This window comes from Aquiflexum sp. (assembly GCF_977115555.1).
Genome location: NZ_CDSBKL010000022.1, coordinates 1 through 22,328, shown reverse-complemented (window position 1 = coordinate 22,328; position 22,328 = coordinate 1). Strand labels below are relative to the sequence as shown.

19 protein-coding genes are annotated in these 22,328 nt (G+C 39.8%); 5 read left to right on the top strand and 14 right to left on the bottom strand.

Translation table 11 applies throughout. The annotated features are described in order from the left end of the window. Together ACZFYI_RS02735 and ACZFYI_RS02730 are read left to right on the top strand one after the other, a co-directional pair. On the top strand, nt 1–1,297 hold a 1,297-nt coding region (locus ACZFYI_RS02735; protein ID WP_462522591.1), incomplete at its 5' end, for an adenine nucleotide alpha hydrolase family protein. Between the two features lie 77 nt (nt 1,298–1,374). Then, complete coding sequence (locus tag ACZFYI_RS02730) at nt 1,375–2,457, top strand: sugar transferase (RefSeq protein WP_462522590.1); 1,083 nt, start codon at nt 1,375–1,377, stop codon at nt 2,455–2,457. A gap of 73 nt (nt 2,458–2,530) precedes the next feature. Here ACZFYI_RS02730 and ACZFYI_RS02725 read toward each other — a convergent pair whose 3' ends face one another. From ACZFYI_RS02725 to pdxA, 11 genes are all read right to left on the bottom strand, one after another. Next, complete coding sequence (locus tag ACZFYI_RS02725; RefSeq protein ID WP_462522589.1) at nt 2,531–2,989, bottom strand: RES family NAD+ phosphorylase; 459 nt, start codon at nt 2,987–2,989, stop codon at nt 2,531–2,533. 1 nt (nt 2,990) lies between these two features. Beyond that, nucleotides 2,991–3,431: a type II RES/Xre toxin-antitoxin system antitoxin gene (gene parS / locus ACZFYI_RS02720; RefSeq protein ID WP_462522588.1), complete on the bottom strand. Its 441-nt coding sequence runs from the start codon at nt 3,429–3,431 to the stop codon at nt 2,991–2,993. A gap of 130 nt (nt 3,432–3,561) precedes the next feature. Beyond that, nucleotides 3,562–4,617 (bottom strand): hypothetical protein, encoded by a 1,056-nt coding sequence (locus ACZFYI_RS02715; protein ID WP_462522587.1) that lies wholly within the window; start codon nt 4,615–4,617, stop codon nt 3,562–3,564. Nucleotides 4,618–4,769: 152 nt separating this feature from the next. After that, complete coding sequence (locus ACZFYI_RS02710) at nt 4,770–7,403, bottom strand: valine--tRNA ligase (RefSeq protein ID WP_462522586.1); 2,634 nt, start codon at nt 7,401–7,403, stop codon at nt 4,770–4,772. A 188-nt stretch (nt 7,404–7,591) separates the two neighbouring features. Beyond that, on the bottom strand, nt 7,592–8,941 hold the full coding sequence (gene accC, locus ACZFYI_RS02705; protein ID WP_462522585.1) for an acetyl-CoA carboxylase biotin carboxylase subunit: 1,350 nt from the start codon (nt 8,939–8,941) through the stop codon (nt 7,592–7,594). Nucleotides 8,942–8,968: 27 nt separating this feature from the next. Then, entirely contained in the window at nt 8,969–9,442 is a 474-nt protein-coding gene (accB, locus tag ACZFYI_RS02700; RefSeq protein ID WP_462522584.1) for an acetyl-CoA carboxylase biotin carboxyl carrier protein, read from the bottom strand. A 106-nt stretch (nt 9,443–9,548) separates the two neighbouring features. Continuing rightward, the gene (gene efp, locus ACZFYI_RS02695; RefSeq protein ID WP_462522583.1) at nt 9,549–10,112 is read right to left on the bottom strand and encodes an elongation factor P; all 564 of its coding nucleotides are present in this window, start codon (nt 10,110–10,112) and stop codon (nt 9,549–9,551) included. Between the two features lie 27 nt (nt 10,113–10,139). Further along, on the bottom strand, nt 10,140–11,138 hold the full coding sequence (locus ACZFYI_RS02690) for a beta-ketoacyl-ACP synthase III (protein ID WP_462522582.1): 999 nt from the start codon (nt 11,136–11,138) through the stop codon (nt 10,140–10,142). 276 nt (nt 11,139–11,414) lie between these two features. After that, the gene (gene rpmF / locus ACZFYI_RS02685; RefSeq protein WP_113922858.1) at nt 11,415–11,606 is read right to left on the bottom strand and encodes a 50S ribosomal protein L32; all 192 of its coding nucleotides are present in this window, start codon (nt 11,604–11,606) and stop codon (nt 11,415–11,417) included. Nucleotides 11,607–11,623: 17 nt separating this feature from the next. Continuing rightward, the gene (locus ACZFYI_RS02680; RefSeq protein WP_462522581.1) at nt 11,624–12,196 is read right to left on the bottom strand and encodes a YceD family protein; all 573 of its coding nucleotides are present in this window, start codon (nt 12,194–12,196) and stop codon (nt 11,624–11,626) included. Nucleotides 12,197–12,358: 162 nt separating this feature from the next. Next, entirely contained in the window at nt 12,359–13,387 is a 1,029-nt protein-coding gene (gene pdxA / locus ACZFYI_RS02675) for a 4-hydroxythreonine-4-phosphate dehydrogenase PdxA (RefSeq protein ID WP_462522580.1), read from the bottom strand. A 197-nt stretch (nt 13,388–13,584) separates the two neighbouring features. Here pdxA and rsmA point away from each other — a divergent pair, with 197 nt between their 5' ends. From rsmA to ACZFYI_RS02660, 3 genes are all read left to right on the top strand, one after another. After that, nucleotides 13,585–14,367, top strand: a complete 783-nt coding sequence (rsmA, locus tag ACZFYI_RS02670; RefSeq protein WP_462522579.1) for a 16S rRNA (adenine(1518)-N(6)/adenine(1519)-N(6))-dimethyltransferase RsmA — start codon at nt 13,585–13,587, stop codon at nt 14,365–14,367. Continuing rightward, nucleotides 14,355–15,722: a magnesium transporter gene (gene mgtE, locus ACZFYI_RS02665; protein ID WP_462522578.1), complete on the top strand. Its 1,368-nt coding sequence runs from the start codon at nt 14,355–14,357 to the stop codon at nt 15,720–15,722. The genes rsmA and mgtE overlap by 13 nt, the downstream gene beginning before the upstream one ends. Before the next feature lie 107 nt (nt 15,723–15,829). Next, nucleotides 15,830–17,737, top strand: a complete 1,908-nt coding sequence (locus ACZFYI_RS02660; RefSeq protein WP_462522577.1) for a sialate O-acetylesterase — start codon at nt 15,830–15,832, stop codon at nt 17,735–17,737. Nucleotides 17,738–17,769: 32 nt separating this feature from the next. On the opposite strand, the gene ACZFYI_RS02655 is transcribed toward ACZFYI_RS02660, so the two are convergent. From ACZFYI_RS02655 to aceK, 3 genes are all read right to left on the bottom strand, one after another. Further along, nucleotides 17,770–19,131: a hypothetical protein gene (locus ACZFYI_RS02655; protein ID WP_462522576.1), complete on the bottom strand. Its 1,362-nt coding sequence runs from the start codon at nt 19,129–19,131 to the stop codon at nt 17,770–17,772. Between the two features lie 70 nt (nt 19,132–19,201). Further along, nucleotides 19,202–20,308, bottom strand: a complete 1,107-nt coding sequence (locus ACZFYI_RS02650; protein ID WP_462522575.1) for a DUF6544 family protein — start codon at nt 20,306–20,308, stop codon at nt 19,202–19,204. Between the two features lie 130 nt (nt 20,309–20,438). Continuing rightward, a complete protein-coding gene (gene aceK / locus ACZFYI_RS02645) occupies nt 20,439–22,166 on the bottom strand; it encodes a bifunctional isocitrate dehydrogenase kinase/phosphatase (RefSeq protein WP_462522574.1) in 1,728 nt (575 codons plus the stop codon). Nucleotides 22,167–22,328 lie beyond the last annotated feature (162 nt).

The window sequence follows — 22,328 nt, the reverse complement described above, 5'->3', positions numbered from 1 at the left end:
TCCTTCAAATTTGGTGTTGGAGGAAATTGGAATTGGAAAAAGTGGTACATCACAAACAAAAGCTGAGAATATCCTTCCGTATTCATTGAAAATTTCTTCCATCAAAAACCCTGATTTTGGAAATGAAATAGTCCTTGAACCTGAAATAAATTTTAATAGGAATAAAGAAAGGCATCTTTTTGAACTTTTGGAAAACCAAACTGAAAGAATCAAAAAACTCAGAAGATGTTCCCGATGCGTATTGCCCGAAACTTTTCCTTTTATAGTTTTTGACCATGAAGGGGTTTGCAATTATTGCAAAAATTACAAACCAAAAAACAAAGCTAAAAACCTGGATGAATTACGGGAAATTGTCGCGCCATATAGAAAAAATTCATCGCAGGCAGATTGCATTGTTCCTTTTAGTGGAGGTAGAGACAGTACCTTTGCACTCCATTTGGTCAAAAAAGAATTGGGTTTGAATCCGATTGCTTTGACCTATGATTGGGGAATGGTCACTGATTTGGCACGGAGAAATATTGCAAGGGTATGTGGTAAGTTGGGGGTGGAAAATGTCGTTGTGGCTGCTGACATTCATTGGAAAAGGCAAAACATCAAAAAGAACATTGAGGCTTGGCTTCGCAAACCTGCTTTGGGAATGATCCCGCTATTTATGGCAGGGGATAAGTATTTCTTCTTTTATACAGATAGGCTCAAAAAGCAAACTGGTATCAACCTGAATATCTGGGGAGTCAATCACCTGGAAAATACAGACTTTAAAGTCGGTTTTGCGGGATTGAAACCGAACTTTGAAAAGAAGAGAATATTTTCCCTTTCCATTGCCAATCAATTAAATCTTTTTGGGTTTATCGGAAAAGAAGTGCTTTCAAATCCCGCTTACCTCAACCAATCCGTTTTAGATAGTTTGGGCTCATTTGCTGTCAGGTATTTGGCTCCCAAGAAGGATTATGTTCAATTGTTTGATTATTATCCTTGGGATGAAAATGAGATTAACAGCCTTATTTTGTCTGATTATAATTGGGAAAAATCACCGGACACAACATCAACCTGGAGGATAGGGGATGGGACGGCAGGTTTTTATAATTATATCTACTACACAGTAGCTGGTTTTTCTGAAGTGGACACTTTCCGGTCAAACCAAATACGGGAAGGAATGATAAGCAGGGAGTCAGCATTGAAAATGGGAGAAACCGAGAACCTTCCGCGTTTCGAAACGATTCGATGGTACCTTGAAATCTTAGGTATTGATTTTCAGGAAGCTATCAAAAAAATCAATGCCATTCCTAAACTTTATTAATGGATTTATCAATAAATTGCGAACAGTTTATTGGGATGCCTGTTTAAAAAAGCGAGTGTCCATCTTTGGAAAGTATAATGGGTTTTTATAATTATAAAGAGTCTGACATTTTTCTGGAAACCGAATTGCATACTGAAGTTCGGATTCCCAATGAAATTCCTCCCGGTTTGCAAAGTTTTATTAAAAAACACCTGAAAGGATTTCAGAAAGAAATTTTCGTCGTTGAATCTCATTTGGAAGAAAGTTCATTTGAAACAGGTTCACTTTCCTGCCTGATTGTCTTGCCTAAGCTCAATGATTTTTCTGACCCCAACTTGTTTTTCTCGAATGCAAACCAAAGCCTTGAATTTGGTAATTTGTTGATTGGGTCGGTGGAGACTTACAAAAACAGGAAAGAACGTATTGCAAAAAAACATGCTCCTCTATTTGCCAAAATGGTATATGCATGGGATACAGTAGTCCTTCGGGTAATTCCAAAATTACCCTTGATTGGGAAATTGCATTACATGATTACCAAAGGAAAGGGGAAATTGATGTCCGATGTCGAAGCAATGGGAAGGTTGTATGCGGCGGGATTTGAATTGATAGATCAGACAGAAATTGATTCCAAGTTATATTTTGTGGCGAGGAAATCCGGAAGCCCGATAAAAAACACTAACCCAACATATTGGCCAATAGTAAAACTCAACAGAGTAGGAAAGGGAGGAGAAGAGTTTTTGGTTTATAAATTTCGGACCATGTATCCATATTCCGAATATTTACAGGATGTCGTCTATCAACAAAATAATTTGACTGATGGAGGGAAATTCAAGGATGATTTCAGGATATCCCGGTTTGGTAAATTTCTTCGAAAATTCTGGCTTGATGAGCTTCCTATGGTTTGGAATCTTCTAAAAAGCGATATCAAATTGGTCGGTGTCAGACCTCTCAGTAAGCAATACTTTAACCTTTATCATGCTGAATTGAAGGAGAAAAGAACCCAATTTAAGCCCGGACTGATTCCTCCGTATTACGCTGATATGCCAAAGACATTGGAAGAAATCATGGAGTCAGAAATGCGCTATTTGGAGGCTTATTCCAATTCGCCCATCGCCACTGATTTTAAGTATTTTTTCAAAATCCTAAAAAACATCCTTTTCAAAGGAGCAAGGAGCAGGTAGGCAGTTTTCAGTAGGCAGTCGCAGTTGTTAACATTTTTTGGTTTCTTTCAACCTTCCAATCTTCCAATTTTTTCTAACTTCCCTTAATCAGAGGATTGAATTCAAAGTCTTCGGTGCATAATAGTCGAATTTTTTTGGCAATAAAATCCTCATGTCTGCAATTGATAATGTAATTTTTTTCCATTGAAATGATAGAGGAGGGCACACTCAGCACAGCGGTATTCTCTTCATGATACCATTTGTCACCGATTTTTTGGCAATAAGGATATGAAATCCGTTTATGCCAATCAATATCCAATGAGCTGACCGATATATCCAAAACAGAAACCGAATCCTCAATTTCTATGACCATTACCTTAAAAAGATGGTTTAAACCTTCACTACTTCGGTGCACGACATTTTCTAAACAAGCCAAAGCCCTGTTTGCAGCAGCGTAAATCACAAAATTTCCATTTGAATTCCACCTGCTTGCATTTCCGGAAGCTTTCAACTCATGGGCATACTCCGCGAGACAAATTCTATAAACAAGCATTCTAAGAGAAATCACCGTGGGCAATGCTTTCCAATTCTTCAATTATCAAGTCAATCCCACCACTTGTTTGGAGCAGCGCATACGGGATTTCGTTGTCTAAACCCATAGCTGGCTTTTTGAGCCAATTATTAAAGAATTGGGGCGTTCCAAAAACCTTTAAACCAAGAATCCTCATTTTATTGAGTTTTAAAACCTGTTCACTTGATATAGGATTCAGCCTTTTTTCCTCCTTTTGATAATTTTTAAGTGTTTTGGTGGAAAACTGTAAAAGCGAAGAAAACTCATCATAAGGGATCATTAATTGATCGGCAAGCTCAAATGCCCAATCCACTTCAATCCCTTTATGGGCACAAAGAACAATTGAAAAGTCGTCGATTGGTTGATCCAAAAATCCAACTGACTTAAATGTGTTGGATTTTTTAGGTTTTAATGCTTTTTCCATTTGATCAGTTTATTAAAAATAAAAATAGGAAAAATTTCTATTTAAATTAGAAATTTTTCCTGTTTATTTTTCACCTGCCCTAAACCATCCAACTTTACAACCTTAGAACCTTCCCAACCTTTCCATTTTTTTATCTCGGTTCCACCAGAATCTCAAAATCATCAAAATATGCCTGCCCACTTGTTCCGGGCATCATGACCGCAAAGGGTATTATAAATATTGTCTTTCTGCTAAAATTGGGGAGTCTCAATTCCAAAACATGGTTTTCTAATTTCCCATTTACCGGATTAGTTTCTGTGGTTAGAAGGTGAGATTCATTGGTAGTAGCTCCGGTATTACCAATTTTGGTGTCGTAAACCCTCATCGCTATTGCTACTCCGGGTCCTTGCAGATTTTCTGCGTTGACTTTTGTACGCAAAATGACCGTGGCCCCTTCAGGAATATTTGGCACTTCCAGCTCTTTATAGATGTATCCTGTGTTTTGGCCATTTCCTGAAGATGAAATCCCCAAATACGTGGTGCTGAATGAATTTGGATGAATTCCTCTTGAAAATTGGTATCTGCCATTGTCATTAGAGAATCTCCACAAAAGGTCGGATAATTCATTTTTGAAAAAAACAGGATTCTGAGTGAAATTTTGCCCGAAATCAATGCACTGCTCATTGGCGGCTAACCTGTCAAACAATTCGTCTATATAATATTCTCTAAGTTCAGGTTCATTTTCCTTATATATATTGAAATTATTGAAGGTAATAGACATCATTGACAATGGTTTGCCATTACACATCAGAGCATTATCAGGTTGTAAATTTAAAAAAGCACGCCCCATTAAATGGAAAAACAGATTTTCTCTTTCAATATCTGTTTTATTGGCCCAATCACAAATCCCGGGAGATTTTGAGATTTGTATGGTTCTTTTACCGGAAACAGGATGTTTGATAATTCCAAGTCCACAATATTCAGATCCATCCTGTAGTGTAAGTTTATCCACATAGACAAGGTCTAAGTTGGAAAAGTCAAAGTTGAAGCCTCTCAGTTTGGCTTCTACTTCAAATTTGTCTAGAAATATTTTTAGATCAGGAAACTCTTCCTTGGTTATTTCAGGGACATTATCTTCTGATTGATTACAGGCTTGAAAAGCTAAAAAAACCACTAAAACTAAAACGAGTTTGAAAGAATATCTCATGGCTAACGGGGTTTATGTTAGAAATTAGTGATTTTACGTTTAAACTTTTATTTAAGTTTTAATTATAAAGACTTAATTTTTTAAAAAAAACTCCGACATACAAATTTAATTGGAGGTCGGAGTAAATGATTTTTAATATTCTAAAAGGAAGCTTATAATAACTTCTCTATTGCCTCTTCCAAAACTTTGATTTTGGATTCGGCATCGGCTAGTTTTTTTCTTTCCACCTCGATCACTTGGGGAGGGGCGCCGGCCACAAATCGCTCATTGCTGAGTTTTTTGAGGACTGTATTCAAAAATCCTTTGGTATAATCAAGTTCCTTTTGTAGGGTCTCTTTTTCTTTTTCCACATCCAATTTATCCCCCATCGGTATAAAACACTCATCTGCTTTTACCACAAAACTCATGGCATTGTCCACTTTTTCACCAAAAGAAAGCTCGGATAAGTTTGCCAACTTTTTCAGCACAGCTTCAAAATTCCTGTAAAGTGCTTCATGTTTGGTATTCACTGTAAGTGAAAATGCCTCTTTGGGAGAAATTCCTTTTGAAGCCCTTGTATTTCTGATTTGGGATACCACCTCAAAAATCTGCGATGCTTCTGAAATAAGTTTGGTATCAAAGCTTTTTGGCTTTGGCCATGAGGAAACAATCAGTGCTTCTTCTGTTTTTCTGTCCTTGATCTGATGCCAAAGTTCCTCGCTGAGGAAAGGCATAAATGGATGAAGGATTTTCAGGATGTCTTCAAAGAAAACAATCGTCCTGTCATAGGTTTTTTGATCTATAGGCTGTTGATAGGCAGGCTTGATCATTTCCAAGTACCAAGAACAAAAGTCATCCCATACAAGCTTGTAAGTAGCCATCAGTGCATCAGAGATTCTGAACTTGGTGAAGTGGTCTTCTATTTCTGTCAAAGCTTCATTGAACCGGTTTTCAAACCAGTTGATGGATGCTAGATTTTCATCTCCGCTTAGATTTTGATCAATTTCCCATCCCTGAACCAAGCGATAGGCATTCCAGATTTTGTTGGCAAAATTTCTTCCTTGTTCGACCAATTTCTCATCATAGGGAAGATCATTTCCCGCAGGAGAACTGAAAAGCATCCCAGTGCGGACTCCGTCAGCACCAAAATTTTGGATCAGGTCAAGTGGATCTGGCGAATTGCCAAGAGACTTGGACATTTTCCTGCCGAGTTTGTCCCGAACAATTCCTGTGAGGTAGACATTGCTGAAGGGTTTTTCACCCGTATATTCATATCCGGCGATGATCATTCTGGCTACCCAGAAAAAGAGAATTTCAGGAGCAGTGACCAGGTCATTGGTAGGGTAGTAGTATTTCAGGTCTTCATTTTTCTCTCCTGTGGTAAAGATATCCGTGTCGAACACAGATATCGGCCAAAGCCAGGAAGAAAACCATGTGTCCAAAACGTCCTCATCCTGTTTCAGGTCTTCCATGGAATAAGAGGTATTGAATTTTTCATTTGCTAATTTCAGGGCTTCCTCTTTTGTTTTGGCAACAACATATTCTCCGTTTGGAAGGTAAAAAGCAGGGATTTGATGTCCCCACCAGAGTTGGCGTGAGATACACCAATCACGTACATTTTCCATCCAAGAGCGGTACATGTTCTTGAACTTGGGTGGGTGGAGTTGGATGATATCGTCCATTACTGCGCTGAGGGCAGGTTTGGTGATATCTTCCATTCTGAGAAACCATTGAAGTGAAAGCTTAGGTTCTACGACCGCATTTGTTCTTTCAGAATGTCCGACGTTTGATTTGTAATCCTCTATTTTTTCAATTTGGCCGGCTTCATCCAAAAGCTTGGCAATTTTCTTTCTTGCTATAAATCGGTCTTCACCGATCAGAATCTGGGCTTTTTCATTCAGCGTCCCATCATCATTGAGGATGTCTATGACAGGGAGCTTGTGTTTGATACCAAGTTCATAGTCATTGATATCATGGGCAGGAGTGACTTTGAGGCAGCCCGTACCAAATTCCATGTCCACGTATTCGTCTTCGATGATCGGAATGGCACGGTTGATCAAAGGGATGATGGCCTTTTTACCTTTCAGGTGTGAGAATCTCACATCATTTGGATTGATACAGATAGCCACGTCTGCCATGATGGTTTCAGGACGTGTAGTAGCAATGGTCAGGTATTCATTATCCGTTCCTTCGATTTTATAATGGATGTAATACAGTTTGGACTGTATTTCTTTCATGATCACTTCGTCATCCGAAAGTGCGGTTTTGCCCTGTGGATCCCAATTGACCATGCGGATGCCACGGTAGATTTTTCCTTTCTTGTGCAAATCCACAAAAACCGAAATCACAGCATCGCTCAGGTCAGCATCCATGGTGAATTTGGTCCTGTCCCAATCACAGGAAGCCCCCAATTTCTTGAGCTGCTCGAGGATGATTCCTCCGTATTTTTCTTTCCATTCCATCGCATATCTGAGGAATTCCTCGCGGGAAATGGATTTTTTGTCAATGCCTCTTTCCTTGAGCATGGCTACAACTTTGGCTTCCGTGGCAATGGATGCATGGTCAGTACCCGGAACCCAACAGGCGTTTTTGCCTTCCATGCGGGCTTTTCGGATCAATACATCCTGAATCGTATTGTTGAGCATGTGTCCCATGTGGAGCACTCCGGTGACGTTTGGCGGAGGGATGACGATGGTATAGGGCTCTTTGGTAGGGTCTACTTTGGAGGAGAAAAATTTGTTTTCCATCCAATAGGCATACCATTTGGACTCGGTTGCTTCAGGACTGTATTTGGTAGCTAATGACATATCTGGTTTTAAGCTTTGTAAAACTTCAAGGCGCAAAATTAACAGAAAATCCTTAGCCAATACTGATTAGCTCCGGATTTGGCTGACAAATGAAGAGTTGATTTGCTCTGAAAAAGAAAAAGACTTGGATAAAATAAAAACCGGAGAAGTTTCCCCGGTTTTATGATCACTTTGAAAGCTATGAAATTCTATTTCTTAATCACCGAAAAATCAAAAGTTTCCAAAAACTTGGTGGTATAATTCCCTTTTTTAAATTCTTCATCTTCCAACAAAGCGATGTGGAATGGAATGGTTGTTTTGATGCCATCGATGACAAATTCCTCCAAGGCTCTTTTCATCCTTACGATTACTTCTTCTCTAGATTGGCCACTCACGATTAGCTTTGCAATCATGGAGTCATAGTTTGGCGGAATGACATATCCTGCATAGACGTGGCTATCAACCCTGACTCCTCTTCCTCCTGGCATGTGCAGGTTCAGGATTTTTCCCGGACTTGGTCTGAAGCCATTTGTTGGATCTTCAGCATTGATCCGGCATTCCATGGCGTAGAGTTTGGGGAAGTAGTTTTTACCGGAGATTTTTTCACCCGCTGCAACTTTGATCTGTTCTTTGATCAAGTCAAAATCAGTAACTTCTTCCGTAATCGGATGCTCTACCTGGATACGGGTATTCATTTCCATAAAGTAGAAGTTGCGGTGCTTGTCGACTAGAAACTCCACAGTACCTGCGCCTTCATAAGCAATGGCTTCGGCACCTTTGACTGCGGCTTTGCCCATAGCTTCCCTCAGTTCATCGGTCATAAATGGGGAAGGGGTCTCTTCCACTAATTTCTGATGTCTTCTTTGTATGGAGCAATCTCTTTCGGATAAGTGACAGGCTTTGCCAGTGCTGTCACCTACAATCTGAATTTCGATGTGTCTTGGTTCTTCGACATATTTTTCGAGGTATAGCGCATCATTTCCAAAAGCAGCACCTGATTCCTGGCGCGCATCATCCCATGATTTTTTGAATTCGCTTTCATTTCTTACTATTCTCATACCACGGCCACCACCGCCGGCAGTTGCTTTCAGAATCACCGGATAACCCATCTTATTGGCTATTTTTATTCCTTGTTCTATGGAATCTAATAACCCTTCTGATCCTGGGATAGTCGGCACGCCTGCTTCCTTCATGGTTGCTTTGGCTGTGGCCTTATCACCCATCTTATTGATCATCTCAGGGCTTGCACCGATGAATTTGATCCCATATTCCTCACATATTCTTGAAAATTCAGCATTTTCAGAAAGGAACCCATAGCCGGGGTGGATGGCATCGGCATTGGTGATTTCTGCGGCAGCAATGATTCTTGGGATATTGAGGTATGATTCCCTACTTGGCGCAGGGCCTATACATACCGCTTCATCAGCAAAGCGAACATGAAGACTGTCTTTGTCAGCAGTGGAATATACAGCCACAGTCTTGATGCCCATCTCCTTGCAGGTTCTGATTACCCTAAGGGCAATTTCCCCTCTGTTGGCGATTAATATTTTTTTAAACACAGTCAAATCAGGTTAGTGAAACAAAAATCATCCCGCAGGATCAACAAGGAAAAGTGGTTGGTCATATTCAACCGGGGTGGCATTGTCCACCAAAATTTTTACGACTTTACCGGAAACCTCAGATTCGATTTCGTTGAAAAGCTTCATCGCTTCGATGATACATACTGTTTGACCGGCGGACACCGAATCTCCTACAGCTACAAATGGGTCTGCATCAGGATTCGATGTACGGTAGAATGTTCCAATCATCGGGGATTTTATCTCAATAAAACGGGAGGTATCTTCCTTGACAGGCGCAGCAGCTACCGGTGCAGCAGGTGCTGCTGCGGGTGCAGTTTGTGCTACAGCTACAGGCGCCGAAGGAGTAGCTTCATATTTTACAGTGGGAGCTTCTGAATATTTTTTTATGGAAAGTTTGAATTCATCTGTTTCAATCTTTACCTCTGCTAGACCGGAATTTGAGATGAAGTCTATTAAGTCCTGGATTTCTTTTGCTTTCATGATATGTCTATTTTTTAAAACCCGCTTAAATGTTTGGGTTAAGGTTTGATTTGGTACAAAAACAAACAAGCTATGTAATTTAAGGAAATCACATAGCTTATAATAATTATTTTACTCTTTCGGAATAAGAACCGTCTCTTGTATCCACTTTGATCATGATATCCTGCTCCACAAACAAAGGAACCATCACTACTGCACCCGTTTCTAAGGTTGCCGGTTTGGAAGCATTTGTTGCAGTATCTCCTTTTATGCCGGGTTCGGTATAAGTTATCATCAATTCTACGAAAGGAGGAAGCTCAACAGATATGGGTGTTTCTGTTTCGGCGTGAACCAATATATCTACTGTTTGGCCTTCTTTTAGCAATTTTGGCCTTTCTATGAGTTTTTCTTGGATGGAAATTTGTTCAAAATTTTCCGTATCCATGAAATTATAACCCAAATCATCCTGATAAATAAATTGGTGGGGTCTTTTTTCCACTCTGGCCGTGACTACTTTTTCACCTGCGGTATAAGTTTTGTCCAAAACTTTACCTGAGGTTAGGCTTTTCAATTTGGTTCTCACGAATGCGCCACCTTTGCCGGGTTTGACATGTTGAAAATCCACAATCGTAAAGATGTCGTTATTCATTTCCAGACACAATCCGGTTTTGAAATCTGCGGTACTTGCCATTATTGTATTTTGGTTTTTTGTTAATAGTTATTTGGAGTCATAACCCCACTTGAGGTAAATCGAACCCCAGGTAAATCCTCCGCCAAAAGCAGCCAAAATGATATTGTCTCCTTTTTTGAGTTGTGATTCATAATCCCACAAACACAAAGGAAGTGTCCCTGCGGTAGTATTTCCGTATTTTTCAATGTTGAGCATGACTTTGTCGGGACCTATTCCCATCCTGTTGGCTGTAGCATCTATGATGCGTTTGTTAGCCTGATGGGGCACTAGCCAAGAAATATCCTCAGCAGTAAGGTTGTTTCGCTCCATGATTTCAGCACTGACTTCGGCCATGTTTGTTACAGCAAATTTGAAAACAGAAGCTCCTTCTTGAAAGGCATAATGTTCACGGGCAGCAACAGTTTCCATGGTGGCAGGTTTGCGGCTCCCCCCGGCTTTCATGTGGAGGTAAGGAGCTCCAGAGCCATCAGAGTGTAAGAGTGAATCCATAATACCCACTTCTTCAGTGGTCGGTTCCAATAAGACAGCTCCGCCACCATCTCCAAATATGATACAGGTAGCCCTGTCCTGATAATCTATGATTGAGGACATTTTATCCGCCCCTATGACTATCACTTTCTTATGCATGCCTGTTTCGATGAACTGACTTCCTATGGTCAAGGCATACAAAAACCCTGAACAGGCTGCAGAGATATCAAAACTATAACTGTTGATTGCTCCAACGCCATCTGCAATGATATTGGCAGTAGCCGGAAATGGCATATCGGGAGTTACAGTGGCACAGATGATCAAGTCAATATCCTCAGGATTGGTGTTGGTTTTTTTTAATAATCCTTTGACTGCATTGATTCCGATTACAGAAGTACCTTTATCATCTCCCTTAAGAATTCTTCTTTCCTTAATACCCGTTCTTGTGACAATCCACTCATCATTGGTGTCCACCATGGTTTCAAGTTCACGGTTGGTCAAGATGTAATCAGGCACCCAACCTTGGACTCCCGTAATGACTGCTCTGGTTTTTTTCATTCAAATTTCGTTTGAAGCCCTAAGGTAGGTTGAATTTTCCTAAATTATCAGGCTTGGATGTGGTAATGGTTTTTGGCCTTGATGAGACTTTCAGATTTCTATTCAAGCCGACAAAATTATCTAAAATGTGCTTTTCCACCAAAGGTTTTTGGTTTTAGAATAGCAGTATTGCCAAATAGACCTTTCCAGGCTTTTCAGAATGGATTTTCTTGAAAATAAAAATCCATCCCGAATTTTTTCGGGATGGATTTCATCAAAAGGACTTTTGTATATTGATTATGCAAGAACTTCTTTCTCCATGATCACCTGTCCTTTGTAGTACAGTTTGCCATCAAGCCAAAATGCTCTGTGAGGTAAATGAAATTCGCCTGTGGTAGGGCATTGTGCAAGACCTGGAGCTGTCAACTTATAGTGAGTTCTTCTTTTGTCTCTTCTGGTTTTCGAAATTTTTCGTTTAGGATGTGCCATCTCTATACTATTTTAGATTAATCTTTTTTCTTTAGTTTATTTAATATTTCCCATCTGGGATCTGCCGGTTTTTCCTGATGACTGTCTTCATCTGAATCTTCAGCTCCAATTTCTTCTTCTTCTTCAGAAAGGTAGATCAAAGTTCCTTCCTCCTCAAAATCATCTTCATCGGTTTCATCCAAATAATCAGGATGGATTTTCTTGGCAGGTATAGCCAAAAGGATGAATTCATAAATAAGCTGGGCGACGTTGATGCTTGGGGTATCTTTGGTAATCATGAATACGTCTTCACTGATTTCCTGAACCATCGGACCATATTTGTAAATGACCTTCTCAGTCAGTTCCAAAGGATGATCAAATTCCTCCAAGCTTCTGTCACAGGTCAATCCCACTGTTCCTTTGATATCAAAATCAACTTCCATTACAGAAACAGTCTTGTTCAAATTAACAGTAACAGTGATATTGGCTCCGTTGACCCAATCCTCGGCTTCATAAAATTTAAAGAAATCATTGGTGACTTCAAAACTGAAAGAATGCTTTCCATCCTTTAATTTGATGATGTCAATATCGTAGTTTCTTAGGAATTTCACGAACCTCCTGCTATTTCAAGACCGCAAATTTAGGGAAATGCTTTAGAAAAATAAAATTTGGCGTAAAATTATTTTAAGAGATAAGAAGGATGTGAGATAAAAGATGAAATTCCTGGCTTCTTGTTTCAAATTTCAAACCACAAATCATTATTTTACAATAACTTAAGCCTCACCTTCTTCTTCCCAGTTTCCTTTGAGGCGGATGATGTCGTAGGCTTGCATGATGGCAGCCCTCATAGAACCTTCATCGGCAAGGTTTTTTCCGGCAATATTATAAGCAGTTCCATGGTCAGGGGAGGTACGGATGACAGGAAGTCCTGCAGTAAAGTTGACTCCTGACTCAAATGCCTGTGATTTGAAAGGAATTAGACCTTGGTCATGGTACATGGCCAAAATCCCGTCAAATTTCTTTTGATGCATCATTCCGAAAAAACCATCTGCTGAATAAGGACCAAAAACCAAATGGCCTTTGTCTTTATACTCCTTGATCAATGGTTTGATGATATTTTCTTCCTCATCTCCCAATAGGCCATCTTCGCCTGCATGGGGATTTAACCCAAGCACCGCTATTTTTGGCTTTGCAATTCCAAAATCATCTTTAAGTGACTTCAGCATGATATTGAGTTTTGACTTTATTTTTTCAGGAGTGACGTTTTTAGCTACATCTTTCAGCGGAACATGTCCTGTGACCAATCCAACACGGATGCCGTCTGCTACCAAAAACATCAGGCTGTCCTTGCTTCCAAATGCTTCGGTAAGGTATTCTGTGTGTCCGACAAATTTCTTTTCGGGACTGTTGATGTTGTTTTTATTCAAAGGGGCTGTAACCAAAGCCTCGATTTTGTTTTCTTTTAGGTCTTTGATAGCATGGTCAAGTGCAGCAATGGCCATTTTGCCCGCTTCTTGGGTTTCCATTCCCGGCATTACCTCCGGACTTTCTTCCAAAACGTTGATTACATTAATTTTTTTGTGGTGAACATCCTCAATGCTTTTGATCTGCATAAAGTTAAAGTCCTCAATGCCAAGATGTTTTCTGTAAAAAGTCAGTGCTTTGCCATGTGCATAGATCACGGGAGTGACGAGTTTGATCAGCCTATTGTCCAAAAGTGCCTTTATAGTGACTTCAGCCCCAATACCGTTAATATCTCCAATGCTGATGCCTATGACTGGTTTGTTTTTTCTTTGGTTCATTAAAATTTATCGAATACGGTTGGTTATAGATTTAGAGTTATTGTTTTCATAACTTCGGGAATCTTAGTTTTTTAGGAAAAGAAAGATTGAAGAAGTAAGAAAAAACGCCACACTGCCATTTTAAATAATAGTAGGGCTTTATGATAATTCTCTTATTTTTGACACGCAATTTAGATAAAATAATTAGAGTATACCGCATGGAAAAGGTCAAACCCAAAAAACACCTTGGACAGCATTTCCTGATCGATTTGGGGATTGCCGAGAATATTGCCAAGGCCATGACGGGTCATGGAGGGATTACCAAAGTCCTCGAAATAGGACCGGGGATGGGGGTGTTGACCGATTTTCTTTTGTTGGAAAAATGGGATTTGTACCTTGTCGACATCGATCGGGAATCGATCAAATACCTGCGGGAAAAGTACCCAAATTTGGGAGAAAAGATCATTGAGGCTGATTTTCTTAGAAAAGATTTTGCCACGATCATGAACGAACCTTATGGCATCATTGGCAATTTTCCATATAACATTTCGTCACAGATTCTTTTCACTGTATTGGACCAAAGGAATCAAGTGACAGAGGTAGTTTGTATGTTGCAAAAAGAAGTGGCCCAAAGGATAGCTTCTCCAAAAGGAAACAAAGATTATGGGATTTTGTCTGTCTTGCTACAGGCATTTTATGATATTGAATATTTATTTTCTGTTCCTCCCGGGGTGTTCAATCCTCCTCCAAGAGTTAATTCAGGTGTAATCAGATTGAAAAGAAATGCAGTGGAGAAATTGGAGTGTGATGAAAAACTGTTTTTCAGGGTTGTGAAGCAAGGTTTTGGAACAAGGAGAAAGACATTGAGAAATTGTCTAAAATCTTTTGGGCTTTCTGAAGAACTGAGCAAAGATCCCATCATGGACAAAAGGGCAGAGCAGTTGGACGTTCAGGAATTTATCGGTTTAACGCTTAAAATACAGGAATCTTGGAACCAATAAAATCATTTGAACTTTCCAAAGAATATCTGGAAAGCCTTCAGGACAGCATTGAAATCCAAAACAACGGTTTCATCATAGAGTCCTTTGAGGGTGCCAATGTAGCGGATATTGCCTCCCTATTGGACGAACTCAATATGGACGAGGCGATCTATGTTTTGAGGTTGCTGCCTGCTTCCACATCCGCAGATATTTTGATTGAGTTGGATGAAGATTCTTTGATTCAGGTTATCCGTGAATTGGAAACCACCGAATTGGCAGGATTGATTGATCAGATGGAATCCGATGATGCGGCGGATATCCTGATATTGATGTCAACCAAAGATCGGGAAGGTGTCATCAGTCACTTAAAGGAAAAGGAAAAATCAGCCAATATACTTGATCTCCTTCGCTATGACGAGGATTCTGCAGGTGGGTTGATGGCGAAGGAATTTATCCGTGCCAACAAAAACTGGAATGTCGTACAGACCATCGAAGAAATCAGAAGACAGGCCGAAAAAGTAGAAAAGATATACTCGATTTATGTAGTAGATAACAGGCAGCATCTGCTTGGCAGGGTCTCACTCAAAAAAATCATACTTGCTTCAGCCGATACAAAGATTTCTGATATTTATGAACCGGAGCTGATCTCCATCCCGACCCATATGGAAGGTGAAGAAGTGGCTGAAATTATGAGAAAATATGACCTCGAATCCGTTCCGGTGGTAAATGCCAAAAACCGGCTAGTTGGTAGGATCACAGTCGATGATATTTTGGATTTGATTAGAGAGCAATCGGAAGAAGACATCCAAGCCATGACCGGTATTTCAGCTGATGTGGAGGAATCCGATTCCATTTTCAGGATTTCCAAAGCCCGGTTGCCTTGGTTACTGATTGGTGTCATCGGGGGATTGATGGGAGCGAAAATCATTGGATTCTTCGAAGTGGGTTTGAGCAAGTATATCGCCCTGGCTTCATTTATCCCATTAGTGGCTGCAACAGGTGGAAATGTCGGGATCCAATCTTCTTCTTTGGTTGTTCAATCTTTGGCTTCTAAATCCGTATTTGATGACACCCCTTTACAACGGTTTACCAAGGGCTTACTGATTGCCTTGGTCAATGGGGTAGTCTTGGCGGCTTTTGTTTTTTTGGTGGTTGTTTTCCTTTATGGTTTTGATGGTATTTTTGGACTGACCATAGGTCTTGCGATGTTTTGCGTGGTTTTGCTTTCTTCTTTTATGGGGACGATTACACCTTTGGTCTTGGACAGGTTTGGAATCAATCCTGCCATAGCTTCAGGGCCATTTATCACCACAGCCAATGACTTGCTAGGATTGTCAGTTTATTTTGGTGTGGCGATGTTATTGTTGAAGTTGTAGACAAAATTGAGGTAATCAAAGTTTAGTTTTTTTTCAAATTGATAATTACTCTTGACAGGTTTCTCCTTATTAAATAAATTCGTCCTTTACCCAAAAAACCTATTCCTATGTTAAAATCCATAATAAAAGCTTCATTCCTGTGTCTGATTCTTATGGCTTTTTCTTGTCAATCCAATGAGCCTTTGACGGAAGTTTTTATGCCGAAATTTTTTGTTGACCACATGGTTTTTCAAAGAAACCAGCCCATCAGAATTTGGGGAGACGGTACCCCCGGCAAAAAAGTGGTAGGAAAATTCAACAATCAGGAAAAGGAAACGAAGATAGACAGAGAAGGCTATTGGATGATAGAGTTCGATCCTATGCCCGCATCGGGGCCTTTTGAACTCGATATTAATGGCAAAAAGATCAGGGATATACAGATCGGCGATGTATGGGTAGCAGGCGGACAATCCAATATGGAGTGGGTGATGAGTGCCCAAGTGGAGGGACTTCAGGAGGAAATTGCCGATAGTGATTATCCCTTGATCCGTTTTTTCAAAATACCACATGATTATGACGCCAAAGAAAAAAATGATGTGAGGGGAGGAGAATGGAGAATGGCAAATGCAGACAATATTCTGAATTTCTCTGCGGTGGCATGGTTTTTTGCCAAAAGAAACCACCTGGAAAAAGGCGTGCCAATCGGCATCATTGAAAGCAACTGGGGAGGAACACCTGCCGAAGGATGGACTTCTACCGGCAAATTGCTCGATTTTCCTCCATATCAGGAAAAAGCAAAAGATTTAATAGATAGAAAAGACTTTTGGATTCAAGAAACCATTGACAACAAGTTAAGGGAGTTGAAAAGAAACGACCTGGTTACTGCCCCAGAAAATGGTGAAATCAAGGGTGTTGTAAATACAAACTTTGATGACAGTGATTGGCAGACTGTCAATCTTCCTGAGGATAATCCCTTCTCAGACATCGCCTGGTTCCGTAAAAAATTTACTTTGAACAATATTGAAAATGTCACTTTGAACTTAGGTGATATTCAGCAAATGGCCTACATCTACCTCAATGGAGGAAGACTTTTATTAAAAGATTATGGTGATGCGGTGAAGGAATTTACCCTTCCGGCAGGAATGGTTGTAAAAGGTGAAAATTTATTGGCCGTCAGGATTGTCAATACTTGGAACAACTCACCTGTATTGGGCAAAAGCGGTGAATTTTTTGTCAAATCAAATGGAAAGAAAATATCACTTGAAGGCGAGTGGAAATATAATAACCGGGTGGAAGAGGAAATACCAAAGGTGGAATGGCACAATTGGCTTCCCGGTATGATGTACAATGCCATGATCGCACCCATAGTTAAATATCCAATCAAAGGTGTAATCTGGTATCAGGGAGAAAGTAATGCAGGAGAACATCAATACTACAAGAAATTGTTCAGTACCATGATCCAAGACTGGAGGGATGCATGGGGCATCGGCGATTTTCCCTTTCTTTATGTCCAATTGGCAAATTTTATGGAAAGGAAGGAAGTGCAGCCGGATTCTAATTGGGCATTTCTGAGAGAAGCGCAGACCCAAACTTTAGAACAGCCAAACACTGGAATGGCTGTGACCATCGATGTGGGGAATGCTGATGATATCCATCCAAGAAACAAAAAAGACGTTGGCAATAGGTTGTGGCAAGCGGCTAAGAAAGTCGCCTATGGAGAAGATGTTATCCATTCAGGGCCATCAGTTTCGAAGGTGGAAAAGCAAGATGGAAAAGTCATCATTACGTTTGATTTTGAAGGAGAAGGATTGAAATTGTCCTCAGGTAATGAAGTCAAAGGTTTTATTCTAGCAGGGGAAGATGGTCAATTTGAATCAGCAGAGGGGAAAATCATCGGGACGAACCAAGTAGAGGTGTTTAGTCCTAAAGTTAAAAATCCGTCCGAAGTCAGGTATGCTTGGGCAGATAATCCTGAAGTTAATTTATACAACAGTCTAGACTTGCCTGCTGTACCTTTTAGAAAAAAAGTAAATTGAAACTCCTGATTTTCCTACCTGGAAATCAAAACTTAGAAATTTCCATTGGTTTTCTTTCCAAACCCCCAACTCAAGCCGACTTGTAAGTCGGCTTTTTTTGACTGGTCTACCAATGCAGTCATCACAGATTGCGAGCCTATAAAGAATCCGCCATATCGGAATCCAAGACCCCCTGTAAATCCGGTGATGTCATAATATCCCCATGGAGAATAAACCTCGAATTTTCCAAAAATAGCACTTGGGGTGACTGCAATCAGATTGAGCGCAGGGATCTGAAGATTATTGTTTTTGTTTTGGATGAATGTCTGACCATAAACACTCACAAAAAGCTTCTCTGTCAATTTTAGATCCGTATTTGCAGCCCATACCGTTGGTAATCCCACGGTGAAGCCATCCTGATTGGATTCTCTTGAAAAGTAACCACTTTCCAAAAATGCCCTTTCTATTGCTTTAAAATCGGGTTCCAATAAGTCTATCCGGAATACTTCTCCTTCGGGGATTGACATTCTGAAGGTCTGATTGTTTTGACCGCCTCCAAATTTTAATTTACCAATATTTCTAATAACCATTCCGGTATTCAACCATACTCCTCTGTTATTTTTCAATTGATAATTGAACCCAATGTCAAATCCTGCTCCGTTCATTTTTCCTAATGACAGGTTATCATAGTTTAGATTAAAATTCCTAACATCCACTAAGTTCTTGTTATAAGAGAAATTAATGACTCCTTTGGCATCCGTCAGCGCTACCTCATTTCGATTTACTGCCAAAGTACCGGTCAAATTCCCTACCCCTATATTGGTATATCCGGTAGGAAACAACAGTTTGAAATTAGTACCTACTGAAAATTTGCTTTTTGGGCTGTTCCATATTTCCCTTCCGATCCCAACACCTGATTCAAGCCATGTAGCAGTGTTAGCTCTTTGGTTGTTTGGGTTGTTTAAAGACAGACCAATAATATCAAAATTTTCCTCATTTTCTGTCACATACCTCCCTAAATCCGGGTTAAGACCTAGGATAGTAGCTCTACTCTGAGCTTGTGAAATGAGGCTAAAAGCCCATTTTCCTGTTTTTATTCCAAATGAAGGAATGATTACAGAAATATCAGTATTACCATTGATGGGTTGATTCGCTTTTTCCATCATTTTGTTCCAAAGGTCATTTCTGTTTTTCAGGGTTTCAGAGAGAGTGAGGACGTTATTTCCAAAAGCCGCATTGGCTGAAAAAAACTGCACTTCCACTGTTCTTGATATATTATTCAATTCAGCGGGATTCATCATCACATTGATCATCCCTTTTCTTTGGCTGTTTTGGATGCCAACATAGGGGAATTGAGCCATCACAGTCAAAGGAATCAAAAAAATCAAGAAAAGTGTAATCAGAATTTTATTCATCGGTATAAGCAAATTTCCCTGCAAAGTAAATATTAAATTAGATATGCTTAAGCTTTCTTCAAAGGGAAAATCATGAATCCGGTGGTTTGGGATTAAATTCACAATCCAATATTTCGAATTTTGCCCAAGTCCAGTCACCTGACTCTAATCTCCATGTTACCTCTCCTTTTGCCGGAACCTTCACACCGTCAAATTCTTTGGTTGCCGTAATATTTACTGCCCACTCACACCTTTTGGCTTCTGAGCCGCTTCCGCGATACCTCAAAGCCGAAAAACTCCTTACATGACCATTTTCACCAAAAGTGAAAATGCCGGAGCCGGAAAGTCCATCAAGGTTCATCGTTGCAATTGCGGTTTGAGGCCCTGTATCTTTCCAAGTGACATATTCGCTTATCGCTGCTGATGGGTACCAAACCATTTCTCCCAAAAAACGCTGCAGAGCGGCTTCATTGATCTGTGGATTAGGGCCGTCATTTGCTACAGGAATAATTGAAAGTAATTTGAAGACCATTTCCCCCTTCCCTTCAATGAATTTATCTCTTCCAAATGCAGTGATTGCAGGCATCATTTCCATCTCAGCACGCCATACAAAAGAAGGTGGGTTAACTGTAGCATATTGCTCTGCCGAAGTTTGATACCAATCTTTCTGTTCGGGCTTTAATTTGATCAGGTAATTTTGTTTTATGTAAACGCTCTGGATTGGTACTTTCTCTAGTACTCCGGCGACAGTTAACCACTTTTGGACTGGTTCAGGAAGGGTTGAAATATCCTTGGCTGAAATGGGAGGGGGGACTTCCTTTGAAACTTTTGCCAATGTATAGGCAACTTCTTCATTGATTTTTTTCTCAAAATTGAAATGAGCAAGTCCAAACAAGGAAACAATCAAGATTAGAATATTTGGAATCGTGCCATAAAGACAGTCGTTCCAAAAGACAATTATGAGGATCTGAGAAAGCAAAACACCGATAATCGCAATGAGCCACCAAATTGGGTTTTTGAGAAAAAGCATTGTCCCAGCCGACACCAAACTCAAACTTGTCAATAGCCAAAGTAATCCCAATGACTTGGAAACCGGGTTAGTTATTTCATTTAATTCGGCTAAAAGAAAAGCTTTTAGAAACCCAAGTAAATGAATAAGTCCGTGGATTATCAGAATAATCATGAATAGGACTTTCATAGCAATTCTGGTTTGATGACTTTTCAAGATACTCACATTCAAGCCAAGATACCCTGACAACTGTCACCTTTTGTAGTGATTTATCTTTGGGGATTGGATTTTTTGAATCCAAAGATTAATGCCTTTGGAATTAGATTTCCTCTTCAGGACGGAAGCGTATTTTTTTGGGGTAAGAAAAAGCATGGACTCCATAGCCTGAAATGATTTTTTCTTGGATTATTTTCCATTTTTCGGGATTAAAAAGTTCACTGTGGTAATCGAAAAAATGGTTTTTGACATCATGTCTTCCGATCATAAATCGTTTGAAATCCTGTGGAAACACATCGTTTAAAGCAATATCATACCATGGAGATGAGGCGTAAATCTGCTCAAAGGTCTCAGGTTTTGGTTTCTCACGGAAGTTCATGTCCGTCAAAAACTCGATTTCATCATAATCATAGAAAATCACTCTTTTTTGTCTTGTGACTCCAAAGTTTTTTGTCATCATATCCCCGGCAAAAATATTGGCATTGGCCATTTCTAGAATAGAATTGCCATATTCCTCCACTACATATTTGGCATCTTCTGTAGAGCAAGTTTCAAGATAGATATTGAGAGGCGTCATCCGTCTTTCGATGTAGACATGCTTGAGGATGAGTTCGTCTTTGGTGACTTCCAAAAGAGAATTGACGGTATTATTAAGTTCTTCCATCAACTCAGGGGCAATTCTATCCAAAGGCAAGTGAAACTCCTCAAATTCATGTGTATCTGCCATTCTTCCCACCCGGTCATGAAGGCCTACCATCCTGTATTTTTCGCGGACTTCCTGCCTTGTCATGGTTTTGGGCGGGTCAAAATAATCCTTGATCATTTTGAAAACGACGTTGTAGGAAGGAAGGGTGAAGACTGTCATTACCATGCCTTTGACTCCTTCCGAAAGGACAAAATTATCTTGGCTTTGGCTGAGATGATTCAAAAAATCCCGGTAAAATTCTGTCTTACCGTGTTTGTTGAATCCGATGGCGTTGTAAAGTTCATGGATTTTTTTGTTTGGAATCACGGCATTAAGAAAGGAGATCATTTGAGACGGAATGTCTGTTTTTACCATAAAATAGGATCGGGAAAAACTGAAAAGTCCGGACATTAGGTTTGGGTCAAAGATCATGGTATCTGCAAACACTCCTTTTGGTCCGTTCAAAAATGGGATGATAAATGGCATCCATTTCCCACCAAATCTGATTCTACCGATAACATATGCGCCTTTGTTTCTGTAAAAAACAGATTTCAGAACTTGGGTTGTGCTGTCAGAAGTGGGTATGTACCTAGTCAAAATCACATCTTTGATTGATTTGATCAAAAATTCAATGTCTTCTTCCTTGTTCATATAAGGAACACCAAAATCAAAGTCCTCCAGGATTTTTTGGATTATCCTGTCCAATCCCCAATCCGAAGGATAGCTATGGTATAGATTGTAATTTGGGTAAATGGCACAGGAACTATAACCTTCATGGACAAACATCAAATCTTCATTGATGACAAGACCTGAATAGGATTTGCGTATGACAGAGTTGAAAAAAGTCTCTGCCAATTCTTTATCGATCATGTTTGAGATCAGCTGTGAGTAATGCGATTTGGCAGATTTCCAAAAATCAAAACTATTGGCATTTTCCAAAAGGATTTCATTCAGTAATTGGCGGGTACTTCTGACTTGATCTTTGTAAAGCCGAAGTCTTTTGCGATGATTTTGCTGCATGGCTGACCAATCTCTTGATTTAAAAAAGGCAGGAGTCCTGTCCGTGAGCTCATTGAAATCCTTGATATAACTTTCAAATCCCTCAAGGATTACCTGGGCTGTAGTATCAATCAATTTCTCAATCATGAAATTGGGTTTTTGAATGGTCAAGGTCAATAAATTATACCAAGAAGGAATATAATTCAGTTTTTTTGATTGTAGGAAGAAATTTTTTCTTTTTTGAGTTTTTGACACCAAAAAATCTACTTGTTTAAAAAATATAAAATTTTTTGTAGGATGAGCTTATTT

Bases quoted from the DNA above. Each gene is read 5' to 3' on its own strand.
- ACZFYI_RS02730 (WP_462522590.1), top strand. From the start codon at position 1,375: ATGGGTTTTTATAATTATAAAGAGTCTGACATTTTTCTGGAAACCGAA.
- pdxA (WP_462522580.1), bottom strand. From the start codon at position 13,387: ATGAACCAAAGAAAAAACAAACCAGTCATAGGCATCAGCATTGGAGAT.
- rsmA (WP_462522579.1), top strand. From the start codon at position 13,585: ATGGAAAAGGTCAAACCCAAAAAACACCTTGGACAGCATTTCCTGATC.
- ACZFYI_RS02655 (WP_462522576.1), bottom strand. From the start codon at position 19,131: ATGAATAAAATTCTGATTACACTTTTCTTGATTTTTTTGATTCCTTTG.
- ACZFYI_RS02690 (WP_462522582.1), bottom strand. From the start codon at position 11,138: ATGAAAAAAACCAGAGCAGTCATTACGGGAGTCCAAGGTTGGGTGCCT.
- accB (WP_462522584.1), bottom strand. From the start codon at position 9,442: ATGAAAGCAAAAGAAATCCAGGACTTAATAGACTTCATCTCAAATTCC.
- ACZFYI_RS02710 (WP_462522586.1), bottom strand. From the start codon at position 7,403: ATGTCATTAGCTACCAAATACAGTCCTGAAGCAACCGAGTCCAAATGG.
- rpmF (WP_113922858.1), bottom strand. From the start codon at position 11,606: ATGGCACATCCTAAACGAAAAATTTCGAAAACCAGAAGAGACAAAAGA.
- ACZFYI_RS02715 (WP_462522587.1), bottom strand. From the start codon at position 4,617: ATGAGATATTCTTTCAAACTCGTTTTAGTTTTAGTGGTTTTTTTAGCT.
- ACZFYI_RS02725 (WP_462522589.1), bottom strand. From the start codon at position 2,989: ATGCTTGTTTATAGAATTTGTCTCGCGGAGTATGCCCATGAGTTGAAA.
- ACZFYI_RS02650 (WP_462522575.1), bottom strand. From the start codon at position 20,308: ATGAAAGTCCTATTCATGATTATTCTGATAATCCACGGACTTATTCAT.
- aceK (WP_462522574.1), bottom strand. From the start codon at position 22,166: ATGATTGAGAAATTGATTGATACTACAGCCCAGGTAATCCTTGAGGGA.
- ACZFYI_RS02660 (WP_462522577.1), top strand. From the start codon at position 15,830: ATGTTAAAATCCATAATAAAAGCTTCATTCCTGTGTCTGATTCTTATG.
- efp (WP_462522583.1), bottom strand. From the start codon at position 10,112: ATGGCAAGTACCGCAGATTTCAAAACCGGATTGTGTCTGGAAATGAAT.
- parS (WP_462522588.1), bottom strand. From the start codon at position 3,431: ATGGAAAAAGCATTAAAACCTAAAAAATCCAACACATTTAAGTCAGTT.